The sequence below is a fragment of the Sphingobacterium spiritivorum ATCC 33861 genome, from assembly GCF_000143765.1.
Classification (GTDB): Bacteria; Bacteroidota; Bacteroidia; order Sphingobacteriales; family Sphingobacteriaceae; genus Sphingobacterium; species Sphingobacterium spiritivorum.
Window position 1 is genome coordinate 84119 of sequence record NZ_GL379771.1, and the last position, 16141, is coordinate 100259.

12 protein-coding genes are annotated in these 16141 nt (G+C 40.1%); 9 read left to right on the forward strand and 3 right to left on the reverse strand.

Annotation, left to right across the window (positions count from 1 at the left end; genetic code table 11):
* Positions 1 to 102: 102 nt before the first annotated feature.
* Positions 103 to 1041 (forward strand): FimB/Mfa2 family fimbrial subunit, encoded by a 939-nt coding sequence (locus HMPREF0766_RS10550; RefSeq protein ID WP_236590412.1) that lies wholly within the window; start codon positions 103 to 105, stop codon positions 1039 to 1041.
* A gap of 102 nt (positions 1042 to 1143) precedes the next feature.
* Positions 1144 to 2565 (forward strand): FimB/Mfa2 family fimbrial subunit, encoded by a 1422-nt coding sequence (locus HMPREF0766_RS10555; RefSeq protein ID WP_002996793.1) that lies wholly within the window; start codon positions 1144 to 1146, stop codon positions 2563 to 2565.
* Between the two features lie 777 nt (positions 2566 to 3342).
* On the opposite strand, the gene HMPREF0766_RS22540 is transcribed toward HMPREF0766_RS10555, so the two are convergent.
* On the reverse strand, positions 3343 to 3573 hold the full coding sequence (locus tag HMPREF0766_RS22540; RefSeq protein ID WP_002996795.1) for a hypothetical protein: 231 nt from the start codon (positions 3571 to 3573) through the stop codon (positions 3343 to 3345).
* Positions 3574 to 3585: 12 nt separating this feature from the next.
* Between HMPREF0766_RS22540 and HMPREF0766_RS22545 the strand changes: the two genes are divergently transcribed.
* Both HMPREF0766_RS22545 and HMPREF0766_RS22550 read left to right on the forward strand, forming a co-directional pair.
* Positions 3586 to 4065 (forward strand): hypothetical protein, encoded by a 480-nt coding sequence (locus tag HMPREF0766_RS22545; RefSeq protein WP_002996797.1) that lies wholly within the window; start codon positions 3586 to 3588, stop codon positions 4063 to 4065.
* Positions 4066 to 4233: 168 nt separating this feature from the next.
* Positions 4234 to 5154: a hypothetical protein gene (locus HMPREF0766_RS22550; RefSeq protein ID WP_002996799.1), complete on the forward strand. Its 921-nt coding sequence runs from the start codon at positions 4234 to 4236 to the stop codon at positions 5152 to 5154.
* A gap of 1010 nt (positions 5155 to 6164) precedes the next feature.
* On the opposite strand, the gene HMPREF0766_RS10565 is transcribed toward HMPREF0766_RS22550, so the two are convergent.
* Together HMPREF0766_RS10565 and floA are read right to left on the reverse strand one after the other, a co-directional pair.
* Positions 6165 to 7457, reverse strand: coding sequence for a DUF3472 domain-containing protein (locus HMPREF0766_RS10565; protein WP_002996800.1), 1293 nt, complete (start codon positions 7455 to 7457; stop codon positions 6165 to 6167).
* Between the two features lie 145 nt (positions 7458 to 7602).
* The gene (gene floA / locus HMPREF0766_RS10570; RefSeq protein WP_002996802.1) at positions 7603 to 8589 is read right to left on the reverse strand and encodes a flotillin-like protein FloA; all 987 of its coding nucleotides are present in this window, start codon (positions 8587 to 8589) and stop codon (positions 7603 to 7605) included.
* 425 nt (positions 8590 to 9014) lie between these two features.
* Between floA and HMPREF0766_RS10575 the strand changes: the two genes are divergently transcribed.
* From HMPREF0766_RS10575 to HMPREF0766_RS10595, 5 genes are read left to right on the forward strand one after another with little or no spacing between them, the layout of a single operon-like run.
* The gene (locus tag HMPREF0766_RS10575) at positions 9015 to 9617 is read left to right on the forward strand and encodes a hypothetical protein (protein ID WP_236590411.1); all 603 of its coding nucleotides are present in this window, start codon (positions 9015 to 9017) and stop codon (positions 9615 to 9617) included.
* 20 nt (positions 9618 to 9637) lie between these two features.
* Positions 9638 to 13054, forward strand: a complete 3417-nt coding sequence (locus HMPREF0766_RS10580) for a response regulator (RefSeq protein ID WP_002996806.1) — start codon at positions 9638 to 9640, stop codon at positions 13052 to 13054.
* Between the two features lie 8 nt (positions 13055 to 13062).
* Positions 13063 to 13872 (forward strand): CheR family methyltransferase, encoded by an 810-nt coding sequence (locus HMPREF0766_RS10585; RefSeq protein WP_002996808.1) that lies wholly within the window; start codon positions 13063 to 13065, stop codon positions 13870 to 13872.
* A 12-nt stretch (positions 13873 to 13884) separates the two neighbouring features.
* Complete coding sequence (locus HMPREF0766_RS10590) at positions 13885 to 14466, forward strand: chemotaxis protein CheB (RefSeq protein WP_002996810.1); 582 nt, start codon at positions 13885 to 13887, stop codon at positions 14464 to 14466.
* Between the two features lie 4 nt (positions 14467 to 14470).
* Positions 14471 to 16099 carry a response regulator gene (locus HMPREF0766_RS10595; protein WP_002996812.1) on the forward strand — a complete coding sequence of 543 codons (1629 nt, stop codon included), beginning with the start codon at positions 14471 to 14473 and terminating at the stop codon, positions 16097 to 16099.
* Positions 16100 to 16141 lie beyond the last annotated feature (42 nt).

Genomic DNA, 16141 nt, shown 5'->3' on the forward strand with positions numbered 1-16141 from the left:
CTCCGGAATACCACAAAGGGGAGGAAAAAACTCCCTCCCCTTTTTTATTAAAAAAAATACTATTCCGTAAAACAAATTAACAAGAATATGCAACCTGACAGCATGATACAGACGGAAATGATAAAACGATATCTCAAACGCATATACATACAGCTCCTGATGATCGCCATGCTGGTGGCCATAAACGGATGTATAAAGGATGATCTGACACGATACACATTCGACATTACACTCAGCTTTACCGACAGAGCAGGAAGTTGTCCCGACAAAACTGTATATACAGGTACAACAGCTATGACCGTATACGCATTTGACGAAAACGGATATTTTGCAGCACAGGTCTCCCAAAAAGATATAGATTTCTCTCCCGAAAGCACCATGAAGATAACTCTCCCTCAGGGAAACTACACCCTCGTCGCATGGGCAGGTACCGCACAGGGACAGTTTGAAGACAGGCTACTCATAAAAGGAGAAACACATATCGATGAACTGGATATGCCCACATTCACCCGCAGCAGCGGATTAAGAGCAATGCCGGATCAGGTACTCTTTCAGGGAGTATTAAAAAATATAAATGCCGAAACTGCAGCATATACTCCGGCACAACGCATTGACCTGAAAAACATAACAAAACCACTGTATGTATCGCTTGAAAAATACGATACACTAAAAAATTACCAGATCAGGATCAGTCACAATGCTGCACTATGCCAGTTCCAGACAGCTGAAATGCGGGACGCAGGAGACCACTATACAGTCACTGAACTGCAGGAACAAAAAGAGTCTGCAACATACACCGCACAGACAGCACTCCTGTGGAGGCTCGAAGACCGAAATCCCATCATTACCATAAGAGATATGGAAACAGGAGCGGATATATTCAGTGCCAGTGTAAAGGAATTACTTGAAAAACTACCACAGCTCAACCTGAACTGCGAGCCTGCTGTCGATCTCAAAATTATCAGAAAATTTCCGACTCAGGCAGAAATTACAGTAATCATAAACGGATGGATACTGGTCGAATCTGAAGGTTCGGTATAAAACAGAAAACAACCCCAGCAATAGCCGATCAAAAGGCGGAATAGCTGTGTCAGCATACGCCTGAAATAAGAGCAGGCAATAAACACTATAACACAAACAAAGATGGAAAGAATACGACTACCGATACTACTGATCATGTGTATCTATACCGTTACATTGATTTCCTGTATCAAGGAAAAAACCATCATCGATGATACCAACACGGAAACAAACGGTACAAAAGAGGTCTCCTTTACCGCCAGCATGCCGGGCCTCTCGCAGAATATCAGTACCTACGCCATCTCCGATAACGAAGAAAACAAGGTCACTACTATAGATATACTCGTGTTTGAAATGACTGGCAGTACTGAAAAGTATGCGTACCGCGTGGCCGGAAGAAATATCAGACCCCTGACAGCCAACAGCATACAGTTTCAGGCAACGCTGCAAGCACATGCCACCAAAAAGTACCGGCTTGTGGCCATTGCGAATGCAAGGACAACAGTCAATGCCGCCAGTTATACAGTTGGTGCCCTGAAATCCGATATACTCAAAAATCTGGTGATCAATAAGCCCGGGGTATGGAACACCACTTCCTCTGCAGACTACAGCCCCCTGCCTATGTCAGGGGAATCAGAGCCAAATCTGAGCATCAACAGCAACACCGGTTCCATCACACTGAATATGATCAGAATTCAGGCCAGAGTAGACGTAATCGTAGAGCCTACCCTGATAACCAGATTCCAAATGACCAGTATCAGTGTATACAACAGCAATTCAAACGCAAGGATAGCTCCATCAGCCACTACCACGGGTTCGAACGGACCAATAGTGACCGCACCATCCTTGCCAGCTTCTCCGCAAATTAACAGCAGTCCGCTGGTCTATATACCGGATCCCGTGACCCCGCCAAATACTGTAAACTCCAGACAACAGATATACCTCTTTGAAAAAAACGCCGCTGCATCCGCAGGTGCTTCGGGAGCTCTTTCCCTCATTATCGGAGGATATTATGACGGTAGCAGCACAGAAACGTATTACAAACTGGAATTTTTATCTAAAGAAGCAGCACCCATACCGCTCGCCGTGTTGCGTAATCACAAATACGAGTTCAAAATTAAGGAGGTAAGTGGAGCAGGATATCCGACTAAAGAAGCCGCCTTAACCGGGAAGCCTTCTAATATACAAGGTTCGGTTGTCACCCTAAATCTGAGTGATATGCCTATCATATATTTTGATGAGCACTACTATCTGGCGATGGAGACAGATCTGGTTAATTATCCCACTAATCAAGCGAAAGGCCAATTTTATAAAATAAAAACAGATTTTCCGGGTGGCTGGACGTGGACCAGTGATCAGCCATCCTGGCTTAGTATGAATCCCTATAATAATGGAACCAGCGATGGGGCTAATATTTCTGTTGAGATAAATCAGGGCAATCCGGTTCCCAGACACGGAATCCTCACCATTACGGCCGGCAAGATCAGGGCCAGAATAAAGGTATATCAGGGTTATGGTACTAATCCATTGCCAATTATCCCCTGACTAAGCAACTTTTATTGAAAACACCTTACCGACTCAATTCTGTAAGGTGTTTTTTTTCCCTTGCATAAAAGTACCCGATCCTGAATCTAATATTAATACAGACTTAGTAAGTTGCTTTTGTCATTCTACGGTTGGCGGGGACACCCACTAACAAACCAACTATGCTGAAAATCTCCCTTTTCTCTCCTTTTCAAGGAGATATCCCGGTTTATCGGGAGAGAGCTTAATAATAAAAACAGAGCCTGAACTTATACCTGCTCTTATTTAAATGAAGACAGCTAAAGAGTTTCGCTGACAAATAAATAGATTCGAACAACAAACACCGTAAATACACGTAAATCTGCCTGAAAATATACCTCCGGTTACGGGGCAAGAATAGCATTGGATAAGGATAATCCATATGGTCATATGTGTGATATAAAGTTTGTCTCTATATTGTAACCGGTATTTTCTGACATTTTTAATACTCTCATCCTGCATGCAGAAAGAAACGGTCTTACAAAAAAATATCTGTACTGCTTGCCTCTGTGATAAAATACACTTTATTGTCCATATGCCAATCATACCGAATAGTAAATGACGCTGTTAATTAGCAATATTGTAACGGGAAAAATGATGTGTATTAACTATACACATCTGATTTTAAAAAATATCACACAACCTGCTTTTTAACATACAACTACTTTTCGGATATGGAAGAGCAGATACACCTGCACTGAAATATTTTTACAGAGTAGTATATAATATGAACCAATTATGATGTCTAGATTTGATTTATTAATCTTTCTCTTCATTCTTACTACCCTGGCAGGCTGTAAAAAGACAGGTATTCCGGAGGAAGAGACCAAGCCTGGTGAACAGCAGGTAACCCTGCGTCTGGTACTGCCACAGTCCGGTAATAAAGCCGGTACCTAAGCCATCAGCCAGGTCGATCAGAACAGCATCCACAGTCTGGATGTACTGGCTTTCCGTGTAGCCGCTGATGGAAAGGAATACTATGCCTACCACAAGAAGGCTGTATTGTTATGTCCTAACGATAACGCAACAACAGTAGACTTCCATGTCAATCTGCTCAAGAGTACGGACAAGTTTCGTTTTGTCCTCATTGCCAATGCGGCAGCACAACTGCAGACCGCCCTTAACGGATTGCCCGCCAATGCCGAAAAGGAAACGCTGATGAGCCGCATTGAGTATAGGGTCAGCACCCGATGGAATGCCATCAGTTCCGCTAATTTCACTCCGCTGCCTATGTGGGGGGAGAGTGAGACAATAGACGGAATAGACAACAACACACAGAAATTCAGCGTGAACATGCTCAGAAGTCTGGCTGCCATAGATGTAAAAGTGACGGACAATGATTTCATAATGACAAAGGTATATGTGTACAATATGCCCGGCAAAGGCCGTATAGCACCTGTCGCGGGCAATTACAATGCCGCTGAATATAAAGTAACGGCTCCCAGCATACCTGCAGGTACCAACAAGCTGACTGCCCAGTAATACACGGCAGACACAAATACACTGGCCGGGGAAATCTTTCTTTTCGAAAGTGCCGCACCGGGTAATACAGGCGATCCCAATGCCACAGGACTGGTGATCGCAGGCAAGTACGCCGGGAGTACTACCGTTACATATTACCGTGTAGAGCTGACCGATGATTAGCTCAGATTGCTGCCTGTACTGCGGAATCACCGCTATGCCATTGACATTACAAAAGTACATGCCGCAGGTTTCTCTGACCAGGCTACAGCATGGGCGAGCAAGCCTGTGGGTATGACGGCCAGCGTAACAGTATGGAATGAAATCCCAGTTTCAGAGGGAAATGTGCCACTACAATACCTCAAGCTGGCTGCCACAAAAGTTGGATTGCTCGGACTGCAAGGGCAAACTACTTTTACCATATGGACTAATGCACCTGAAACAGCTGTACAACTGGTTTTGCCATCGTGGTTAGTCAACCTGGGGTATGATAAGGTTGGTGATAAAATTACCTACTTGCTTCATGTCAATGAAAACAGTAGCACAACAACTGTACGGTCAGCAACAATTAGTGTACAGGTTGGCAGGCTTACCGCAAAACTAGAGGCAAAACAAGGGGTCAAACCTATTGACCTCGGGCCTGGTTACGGTTTTTACATCGTTAGAGATGATTTAACGCTAGCAGGGTATTGGGATCAGATTGCAAATGTACCGTATAACCTTGTTTCGCCGTTGGATGCTTCCTTAACACAAAAAGACCCGCCTAACCCAAAAAGTTGCGTAGCGCTGTTTGGACCAGGTGCCAGATTACCTACTATGTATGAGCTCAGGCAACTGCTACCCACCAACCATAATGAACGCATGGCGGTAAACGCCGCAATTCAGGCTAAGGGAGGTGTGCCCATGATGTATAACCAAACATCAGGAGCAGCTTCACCTTCTAACCCGTATATATCGTCTACTTCTGCCAGTTGGCTTAGTTCCGATTATACTGATGTATCGTTTGTAACCATCAGATCTGATCTCGGTGCAGTATATGCTACAGATCGCAAATTTACCAATCAGGGCTTTATGAATAACAGAGCTCGTTGCGTGATGTCTAAAAATTAATATGATGAACATAAAGTAAATAGAATAAAATCAGTATAAAAGGTCCAAATTGATTGTTTTGCAGACTCTGTTCTTATTGCATATAAAACCAGGGTTGAGATTAATCCCGTCAGCCTGCAGGAGAATAAAGTTGTCCGCTGCAATGGAGTGAGGTTTTCTATATCTCAGGACAAGGAGATATCCACATGTACGGGGAGAAGAATATTCCTAAAACTGTTGGCGGGGACGCCAACAGACGCAACACAAGTATACTGAAGCTTTCACTTTATAGCCTTATAACTCCATCGCTTTAAAAAGCTGATCAAGTAAGCATTATTGTCTTATTAAAAAAATCTTTCCGAATATTCTCCACCCTTTTTAGGGCATAAATTTGAAATAAATAAAAATTGTTTTTGTATCCGGATCATATCAAAACAACTATCATTTACTTAAAAAATAGTTTCAAGACAAAATTCAATAAAAAAATAAAAAGATAGTGTGTTGTGTTTTTGCCCTTTAATTTCCTACATCAAGGACAGGTTTTTAGACAAGCGATATCTGTCGATGTAGGAAAACGGGCATTATTTTGAAACAATCAATATCAAAAAGTGACTTCCTTATGGTTATTAGCATTTTAATAAAGAAAATACATCGAATTTTATTCCTATAATAAGCATAATTAAATGAACTATTAAGTCTGCTTTAAAACGATATCGAATTGTATAAACACTATCCGTTACCGTTCTTTGTAATATATTAATAAATAACGGTTAGTTACAGCGAAAAGATTATATCAGCAGGTGAGGTTGCTGATATGAATCTTTAGCGGTTGAAAATAGTTTTTGGTTCTTACAACTACTCACTTGCATAGGTAGATATGAACACAATCTTATTCCATAAGATTTTTGCACTAAACTATAGGACCTGAATTTTCAACCACAAGAGTCCGGAGTAATTTCCGGACTCTTTTCTTATTATCCACTTATATGTATCCAATCAGATGATCCCGATATATCGGAATCCAAGCCCTGCTATTTAACAGGTAATTTATCCAAATCAATCTGCGGCGCTTTACCTTTTGAAGGACGTTCAAATCGTGAATCGACAACAGTTTTGTTATTAAAAAACCCACAATTTCTCAAATAAAAAGCTCCATTCGCTACTCCCCCGGCATAGTCCAGACGATATCCTTTCCGGGCTGTCTGATCTGCAGTAAATTTAGCCTTTGTACATTCTACCCAATTCCCCTGCTGATCACGTACCCATTGATTATCGAATTTAACGATACGCTCATAGATTCCCTGATTGGGATTGAAATTCTCCAGAAAAGAGTGGAATCCTTTGAGATACGTATTTGTTTTAGGCCTTTCAAACTGTGCGATCAATTGCCATTTGCCCTTTTCCGGTGCATAGAACCAGGCTGTATATTCGGTATAGTCATTTGCTACAGGACGTCCTCTTAACAGGAATTTGTAGGTATTACCTGTAATCCAGTTATACCGTAGAAAACTCTGACCTCCGGAACCTTCATTTCCAAATTCACCTGTATATACACCTTCTCCCTTAGCTTTCAGGATAATTTTGTGGTCATCAGGAATAGATTTCGGATCGTCTGTTGTAAAGGGACTCCATACAGAGAACAGAATTCTGCGTTCAGTTTTACTGTTCACCTGCATACCGAAGTATCCTCCTGAAAAACCATTTGCCATATAGTAAGATCCTTCCACATCATTTCCCTTACCTACTGTGACTTCGTTGTAATAGTATTCTATATTACCTTCAGGTTGGTTATAGCCAAGATGTACAGAAGGTCCTCTACGTCCCCAATAAAAGAAATTACCTTCATTATTGGGCACAAAATTGGCAGAAGCAATAAAAGAAGCAGTACCCGATATTTCATACCCTTTGACAGCAGCAAAGTTTGCTTTCGGGCTTAATGCTTTCAATACCACTGCATAATATCCGGAGTCTTTCACTGTCCAGTGCCCCAGACTGATCGCTCCTGTATTTTTTACAAGAATCTTCTTTTTCTGTTGTCCGATACTGACCTCATATTCTCCGCCATTGTTTACGGCATCAATGATCATATTCAAATCAAAATCTCCCTTTTTAGCAAAACGGACAAAAGTCTTAAAATGTATTACAAGATCATTCCATGATTGGATACCCTCATCCGTTACCAGCCCTTTACCATCCGGTAAAGACGGGTATTGCCATGTATTACCTGCTATAGGCAGGAAGAACTTGGTTGCACCTTTTTCAACGATTTGCTGTGCAGATAATAACAGAGGTCCCAAGAAAAGAAACAGAATTAACTTTTTCATAGATTACATTTAGATTTTGGCTAAATATAAAAGAAACATCTTCAACTCATCTCCTGATAAAAAGTACAAAAACACAAAAAAACCGATTGCAGGTTAAGCAATCGGTTGATTATTTTTATAATATTTCTATTACAATACGGCCAGATTATTTCTGATTGCCTTTATCTCCCGAACCTGGACGGGCTATGGAGGAACGCATATCCGAATCGGCTTGTATATTTTGCATTTTGTAATAATCCATTATACCCAGATTTCCATTTCTGAAAGCTTCTGCCATAGCTAGTGGAACCTGAGATTCTGCTTCGATTACCTTTGCTTTTGCTTCCTGTGCCTTCGCTTTCATTTCCTGCTCAGTAGCAACAGCCATAGCTCTTCTTTCTTCGGCTCTTGCATTGGCAACTTTGAGGTCTGCCTCTGCCTGATCTGTCTGCAGCTTGGCTCCTACGTTGTCACCAATATCGATGTCTGCAATATCGATAGAGAGAATTTCAAATGCAGTCCCGGAATCCAATCCTTTAGACAATACAGTCTTGGAAATACGATCCGGATTTTCAAGTACTTCTTTATGATTCGCAGATGAACCGATAGTCGTCACGATTCCTTCTCCTACACGTGCAAGAATTGTTTCTTCACCGGCCCCTCCTACCAATTGATTGATATTTGCGCGAACAGTAACCCTAGCTTTAGCAATCAACTGAATACCATCTTTGGCAACTGCAGCTACAGGCGGTGTATTAATAACCTGCGGATTAACGGACAACTGTACAGCATCAAATACATCACGTCCTGCAAGGTCAATAGCAGTAGCTAATTTAAAATCTAAAGGAATATTAGCTTTGTCAGCAGAAATAAGTGCTTTGATTACTTTATTGACATTGCCACCTGCAAGATAATGCGTCTCAATATCATTGGAAGTAATCCGTAAACCTGCCTTTGTAGAAGTGATCATCGCATTTGTAACCAGGGAAGGCGGCACTTTACGAAGGCGCATCAATACAAGATTCAACAAACTAATCTTCACATTGGAAAGTTGTGCTGTAAACCACAAATTGACAGGCAAAAGATACAACAGCAGAAAAAAGGCAACAATGCCTCCGATAATAAATAATACTAAAGAAATTTCGGGATTCATAACTCTTTTTAATTTCAGACTCCTTAAAGATAACACAATTTATTTAATTCTCTCCCCCTCTCTTTCCCCCTTAATTTCAAAGAAGTAAAAAATAACACTACTAGTTGATTTACAGACACATAAACGGAATAAAAAAAATCCGCATTAGGATAAAACCAAAAAAATATAATGTAATTTTATATCATCTGTAAATCAGATGTATTAACCGGATTATTGATCTTATGTATCGTCAAAAAATGAATATCTTATCTGTTTTTGATCAAAATACAAATGAGTTAGCCTTTGGTCATTATACTTTTGCCGGATCGGGATTTCGAAATCATGATCCCATACGACATAAACCTATTCTGAAAAAGAAAACTCTATACAAAAACAGGAGGCTTTTCCTTTGGAATTTTCAATTAAAAGCAGATATCCGGATCCGATTGCCGGATTGGTTTTTATCCCCTGTTAACAGGTTTGAGAAGGCTGCCGAAAAAACAACCACCAGCATCTCCGGTCTGTATGGATTTTTTATTAAACAGACACAGCATGTAGCTTCAGATCTTCTTTTGCCGTTACACTTTTGCAGTAGCCATATACTAAAACTGTATTTCAGAAATAAAAAACGATATGAGCAGACATATTTGACAACATTCGCAACTTGCTTCTTTCTAGGTTTTTCAGACTTCAAAGAAAAAGAATTGCAGAATAATTGTAAAAAAACAGCAACAGAGAACAAATTAATATCACATTCCAGTAAAATTTTTAGAAAAGGAAAAACTATCTTTGGTATCGTTTTTGGGGATCAACCTAATTTGTACCGTCAAAAAAATAGGGCGACATCAATATCTGAAATTAGCATTGATATTAACCTGCGAAAAACGACTATCTACTATGAAATTCAAATGAGTGGGGATGATTGTTCTGAATTTAAAACGATATTCAATATCATAAAATTTGGAATTCAATCGGCTAATACCCATTCCTTATATGTCAAGGAGTTATCTGCTAAAAGTCTGACTTTAAGCAGGCGGGCTCTTATATAATCTTATTCTTACTTTGAGAAATGAATAAAATCAACTTTAAAACTCAGGTCACGATAGGAATTGTTATTGCATTCTTAATGATTTTGTTTGCAGTAGTATTCTTTTTTATTTCCTTTGACAGAAGCATCCGGTTTAATGATGACGTAATCGGACAGTCAGAGCAGAAATTCAATACCATTAATAATTTAGAGATCAATCTTGGCATCGTCAATAACAACAAACTGTTATATGCGAATAGTCAGGATCCGAGAATGCTCGATATTATCAAAAACAAACATCTTATTATAGATGAAGATCTAAACGAACTCTTCCAGACTACCGAATTTTATACGCCCAGCCACCGTACAGAAGTGGCCTTCCGGGCTGAAGTCGAGACGTTTCTGGATAACCGTAAACTCAAAAGAGATGTAGATATTAACAAAAATGCAGTCATACAGGACATTATACTGGATTATGATCAGCTACACAAACAGCTCACGACTATTATCAATTCTGTCGTAGAGAGCCGTGCAAAATACATCAAACAAAACAATGATCACCTGAAGATAAGCCGTTTTATAACTTATGGATTTGTCATTCTGGGACTTGGAATCATGATCTTTCTTTTCGTCCGTGTAAACCAGGTATTCTCCGTCCTCAGGAGAACATTACGAAAAGAACAGGAAAGCTTTGAAAAGCTCAAATCCCTGGGAGATCAGATAGAACAGTCCAACTGGGTACTGGAACAACTCTCCAGACTGGATTCTGAAGTAAGAGGTAATTACAACGAAATGCAGTTAGGTAATTATGCGCTGGCCTGTATTTGCAGAACGATCCATGCTCTTGCGGGAGCCATATATTTCAAATTACCGGAAGGTGAAGGTTTCAAATTAACCGGAACATTTGGTACAGAACAAAATGCTGTACCTGAATATCTGGATACTAATACAGGATTGCCGGGAGAAGTAATTCTTCATCAGCAGCATAAAGTAATTGCAGCTGTAGATAACAACATACTGAAAGGCCACAGTATTCTGGGGGGAGATCTGGTAAGTGATATTCATATCATCCCGTTTATCTATGAGGAGGAGACCGTAGGCTTATTAGAAATATGTATCCGTGATTCAGATGAAGATAAAGGCAAAGTGAATGCTTATCTGGATAAAATAGGTAATACCCTGGCTATCGCGATCAAAGTCACACAGGCACATGATAAGATGGCCGAAATGTTTGAGGAACTGCAACAACAGACGGAAGAGTTAGAAGCGCAGCAGGAAGAACTCCGGACGACCAATGAGGAACTCATCTATAAAACAAATCTTCTGGAAGCTTCAGAAGAGGAGTTACGGGTACAGCAGGAAGAGTTAACCCAGACAAATAATGAACTGGAAGAAAAAGCGAAATTACTGGAACTTAAAAACGAGGATCTCGACAAAGCCCGCAAAAATATTACAGATAAGATTAATGAAGTAGAACAGGCAAGTAAATACAAATCCGAATTTATGGCTAATATGAGCCACGAACTCCGGACGCCACTCAACAGTATTCTTATTCTGGCTAAATTATTAAAAGATAATAAACACCACAATCTCAATACGGATCAGATAAAATATGCAACTGTTATCCACAGTGCAGGGTCCGACTTGTTGCACCTGATTAATGAATTACTGGATCTTGCAAAAATCGAATCCGGACAGATTGATCTGGTAGAAGACCAGATTGATATCCATTCACTGACCAGAAATATTGAAGGATTATTCAGAATTTCGGCAGAAGAGAAATCTATTAATTTCAAGACGACTATTGATCCTGAGGCACCCTCTACATTTCTGTGTGACGAATACCGTCTGGAACAGGTTCTCAAAAATCTGCTTTCCAATGCATTCAAGTTTACGCTGAACGGAGGTAAGATTGAGTTGACATATAAACATGTCAACGGCAACATTCACTTTATCGTGCAGGATGACGGAATCGGAATTGCACCCGAAAAACAAAAACTGATCTTCGAGGCTTTCAAGCAGGAAGACGGATCTACCAGCAGAAAATATGGCGGTACAGGTCTGGGATTATCCATCTGCAGGGAACTGGCCACGCTGCTCGGCGGGCGCATTTCGCTGGAAAGTGAACCTGACAAGGGAAGTACATTTACTTTTATCCTTCCTTACAGACCTGCCCAGAAGAATGATATTCATGAGGAAGATGAAAATAAAGTGATCGAACCCGCTCCGGTCAAAGAGACAACACCTGTCAATGTTGAAGAGGAAGTTTCCGTAAACAGTAAAAAACGATTGCTGATAATAGAAGATGATGTCAATTTTTCTGAGATCCTGAAAGATTATGCAGTGGAGCATGGATTTGATCCGAGCGTGGCTTACAATGGTAAAGAAGGACTGGAAACAGCCATCCAGACTCAGCCGGATGCTATCATTCTCGATATAATGCTTCCGATAATGGATGGATGGGAAGTGTTGAAAAAACTCAAAAACGACGATAAGACCAAAGACATACCTGTGCATATGATGTCGGCTGCATCTCTTCATAAGGATGAGCCGATCAACAAAGGAGCAATAGGTTTCTTAAGAAAACCTGTTACCGAAGATTCTTTGGAAAATGCTTTCAAAACAATTAAGTCACTTATCTCCACACCACTCAAACGGGTACTGATCATTGAGGACCATACCTTACAAAGTGATTTTATTAAATCCTCTCTGAACGAACGTAATACGGTGGTGGATCAGGCTTTCAATGCAGATGAGGCAATGGAAATTCTGGCTGCAAAAAAATCATATGACTGTATTATCCTGGATATAAATCTTCCTGATAAATCAGGATTAGAGTTACTGGATGATATCAAAGCTATAGATACCTATCAGCATACACCGATTATTATTAATACGGCTATGGAACTGTCTCAGGAGAGTACAGAGCGTATCTTAAGACATACCCAGGCTATGGTACTTAAGTCAGGAAAATCTAATACCAGACTTATCGACGAGGTCAACCTGTTCCTTAACAGACTTAAGAGCAATAAAGGTGCCCAGAAAATACCTACCCATACAAAAGGGGAAGTGATCATGGAGAAAGCCCTTGCTGGCAAGAAAGTATTAATTGCAGATGACGATATGCGTAATGTATTTGCACTGAGTACAGCATTCGAGGCGTATAATATGCAGATCGAGATCGCTAATAACGGTAGAGAAGCTCTACAACTGCTGGACAAGTACCCGGATTTTGATCTGGTCCTGATGGATATTATGATGCCTGAAATGGATGGATTTGAAGCCATAGAAAAGATACGTGAAAATAAAAAGTTTGCCCAGCTTCCTATTATAGCCGTCACTGCAAAAGCAATGAAAGGTGACAGGGAAAGGACTATTCAGATCGGTGCTAATGACTACATCAGCAAGCCTATAGATCTGGACAAACTAATATCATTAATGCGGGTTTGGTTAAGTTAGATTGAAAGATGATTTCATTTTCAGAATTAGAAGAATTAATAGAATTAGTAAAGAATGTAAATGGCATGGATCTTTCCGGTTATTCCAGAGCATCCCTGAAACGGAGGGTAACACGCCTTATGGAAATCGACAGGATGGATCTGGTGGCCTTAAAAACGGCATTGGTCAATACTCCGGGTTACTTCAATCATTTTATAATAGAGTTGACCGTAAATGTAACTGAAATGTTCCGTGATCCTTTTTTCTACAAGGCCATGCGTGAAGACGTATTCCCTTATCTGGCTTCCTTTCCAAGGATCAAAAGCTGGAGTGCAGGTTGTTCATCAGGAGAAGAGGTATACTCATTGGCCATTGTTTTGAAAGAAGCAGGGCTATACGACCGGTCATTTATCTATGGTACAGACATTAATAATATCGTACTAGAACAGGCTAAAAAAGGCATCTATTCTTTACAGAAGATTAAAGATTACTCAGACAATTTTCTGAAATCCGGAACCGTCCATTCGCTGTCCGATTATTACACAGCAATGTATGATGCCGCATCTATCAATAATGACCTTAAGAAAAACATTTTATTCTCTTCTCACAATCTGGTTTCAGATGGCGTATTCAATGAATTCCAACTGATCACCTGCCGGAATGTATTAATTTATTTCGATCTGGAATTACAGCAGAACGTGATCAGACTCTTCTATGAATCCTTGTGTCTTTTTGGATTTCTTTGTCTGGGTTCAAAAGAGACTTTACACCATCAGGAGATTGCATCCAAGTTTAAACTGATCAACAAAAAATATAACATTTACCAGAAAATTGCATAGTACGACAGAGATATGAATCAGCCGAAGATCATCATATTGGCCGGATCCGCCGGAAGTTACAGTGTTTTAGTAGAAATCCTGAAATATCTGCCTGCGGATATGTCTATTCCTGTTATCGTCATTCTTCACCGTAATGCAAAATATGAAACCAATATAGAAAGCAGCTTATCCAAAAAATGTAAAATCGAAGTCAAGATCGCAGAAGATAAAGAAAAGATACAGACCGGGGTGGCTTACTTTGCTCCTCCCGGCTATCATTTACTTGTAGAGCCGGATTATACGTTTTCTCTGGATTCGTCTGAACCTGTACAATTTTGCAGACCTTCTATTGATGTCACAATGGAATCTGCTGCAGACGTATATCAATCGGGTACCTGTGGCTTTTTGTTTTCCGGAGCCAATCAGGACGGTGCAGACGGATTAGCCTATATCAAAAAGATAAATGGCACATGCATTGTGCAAAACCCTGCTGTAGCAGAAATATCTACAATGCCGGAGTCAGCGATAAAACTGGGTGCCTATCATCGCATTATGGATAACAAAGGAATTATTGATTTCATATTAGATCTACACAAACAAAACATCAAGAATTAGTAACATGAAAAAGCTAAATCTGTTAATTTTAGATGATAAAATTGAGAACATCATTAGTTTAAAAGCCCTGTTAGAAGATATTGAGGGATTAAACATCCTGAGCAGTTCGGATCCTAATGAAGCACTTAGACTATGCTGGAAAGAGGATATCGCCATCGCGCTGATTGATGTTCAGATGCCTGAAATTAACGGGTTTGAATTTGTCTCCATTCTCAAGAGTAATCCCAAGACCAGAGAAATCATTGCCATAATGGTCACCGCTATATCAAAAGAAGACAAATATCTGATCCAGGGGCTCAACAGTGGGGCAGTCGATTATCTGTACAAGCCCTTAAGCCCTGAAATCACAATTGCAAAGGTCAAATCCTTTATGCAGCAGGTATTGACTCAGCTTCAGATCAAAGAAAAAAATGCGGAACTGGAGCAGTCCAAACAGGAGCTGATCCGATCCAAAGAGGAAGCGGAACAAGCCCGAAAATCAAAGGAAATCTTCCTTGCCAATATGAGTCATGAGATCCGTACTCCGATCAACGGAATAATGGGTATCACACAGATGCTCCGTAGTTCTACGCTATCCAGTGAGCAAAAGGATTGGGTAAACCGGCTGGACAGTGCTTCCCATTCGCTTTTATTAATTATCAATGATATTCTCGATATTTCGAAGATAGACTCCGGAATGATGAAACTGGAATTTGAGAACCTGGTATTTCAGGATCTATTCGATGATCTCAATAAAATATTCAAAATAAAGGCAGCAAATAAGAATCTCGAATTTGAGATGAATATTGACAGCGATCTGCCTACTTATGTCAAAACCGACTCGCTACGTCTGCAACAGATCCTAAGCAATTTTATCTCCAACGGTTTGAAATTTACCGAAAAAGGTAAAGTAACACTAAGTATCAGAATACTGGAAGTAAAAGATAACAGTTATTTTATCCGGTTCAGTGTAAAAGATACCGGAATAGGCATACGCGCGGAATCACTTAATAAAATTTTTCTGGCCTTTGAGCAGGCTGATGATGGTATTACCAAAAAATTCGGAGGAACAGGACTCGGATTAGCTATTGTCAAAAGACTTGCGGATCTTTTCAACGGATCCGTAGATGCCACCAGCGTCTATAATGAAGGCAGCGAGTTTTCCTTCCAGTGCTGGTTTGAAAAAGCAGAAAGTTATGATGTTACAGACTCAAAAATAGAGCAACTTTATACCCAATTACCTAAATTCGAACGTTTGATAGTTTTAATTGCAGAGGACAATGATCTCAATAGTTTTATGCTTTCCCATATTCTGAAAAGCTGGGATTGTGAGGTGGATATTGTCAAAAATGGAAAATCCGCACTGGAGAATGTGGAAAATAAAAATTATGACTTAATCATGATGGACACGCATATGCCTATTATGAGCGGATTTGAAGCGATCAGGGAAATCAAGAATCACGCAGACCCTGTCAAAGCCAATACACCTATAATCACCATTTCCGCATCTGTTTTGGAATCCGAACAAGCAGAGGCCTATGAGGTCGGAGCTGATGGTGTGATCGGAAAACCCTTTGATGCAATAGACCTTTATAATCGTATTATTGAAGTAATTGAGAAGAAAAAGCAAATTAAGTTAGGTTTCAAGAACTGATAATTTAGATAAGCCATAAATATTGTATATTTTTATAAAAGT